At 72.1% G+C, this 1,151-nt stretch carries 1 protein-coding gene; it reads right to left on the minus strand.

The window, feature by feature from the left end:
• Positions 1-1,151, minus strand: a 1,151-nt coding sequence (locus FV218_RS22435; RefSeq protein ID WP_147711605.1) for a mannose-1-phosphate guanylyltransferase/mannose-6-phosphate isomerase, incomplete at both ends; no start/stop codon positions are given.

Genomic DNA, 1,151 nt, shown 5'->3' on the forward strand with positions numbered 1-1,151 from the left:
GATGGGCAGGTAGACCGCCTCGTTCTCGTGGACGAGCACCACCCGTTCGTCGACGGTGACCTCGGCGGTGCCGCGCACCACCACCCAGTGCTCCGCCCGGTGGTAGTGCTTCTGGAGCGAGAGCCGGCCACCCGGCGTGACCATGATGCGCTTCACCTGAAAGCGCTCGCCGATGTCGATGCGCTGGTACCAGCCCCACGGGCGGTACATCCGACGATGGGCGTCGGCCTCCGGGTAGGCCTTGTCACGAAGCTGAGTGACGAGGTCCTTGACCTGGCCCGAGCGGGCCTTCGAGGTCACCAGCACGGCGTCCGGGGTTGCCACCACCACCACGTCGTCGAGGCCGACCACCGTGGTGAGGAGCTCACCCTCGCTGTGGATCAGGCTGCCGCGGGTGTCGATGGTCTCGACCCGGCCGCGCACGGCGTTGCCCGACGCATCGCGGGGCAGGACCTCCCACACGGCGTCCCAGGTGCCGACGTCGGACCAGGGAAACGAGACCGGGAGGACCCCGGCGCGCTCCGTGCACTCCATCACGGCGTAGTCGATGGAGGTCTTGGGCGCCCGCGAGAAGGAAGCGGCGTCGAGGCGCAGGAAGTCGAGGTCGACCTGGGCGGCATCGAGGGCGGCGCGGGTGGCGTGCAGGATCTCGGGGGCCCGGGCTTCGAGTTCGGCCAGCATCACGTCGGCGCGGAACAGGAAGTAGCCGGAGTTCCACAGGGCGCCATCCGTGATGAGGCGTTCGGCCCCGTCGCGGTCCGGCTTCTCGACGAAGCGCTCCACGGCGTAGGCACCCGGCACCCCGTCGAGGCGCGCGCCGCGGCGGATGTAGCCGTAGGCGGTGGCCGGTCCCGTCGGCTCGATTCCGAGGGTCATGATGCGGCCCGCCCGCGCCCCGATGGCGGCGGCTGCGGCCGCGGCCACGAAGGCCGGCGTGTCGCCGATGACGTGGTCGGCCGCCAGGATCAGCACCACGGCCTGCGGATCGCGCCCGGCCGCGTGCAGGGCGGCGACCGCCACGGCGGCGGCCGAATCCCGCCGCTCGGGTTCGAGCACGATGTCGGCGCCGACCCCGGCCTGGAGCAGCTGCTCGGCGACGATGAAGCGGGCCTCGCTGTTGCTGATGACCGTCGGGCGGCCGAACACCGCCG

This window comes from Methylobacterium sp. WL69 (genome assembly GCF_008039485.1).
GTDB lineage: Bacteria > Pseudomonadota > Alphaproteobacteria > Rhizobiales > Beijerinckiaceae > Methylobacterium.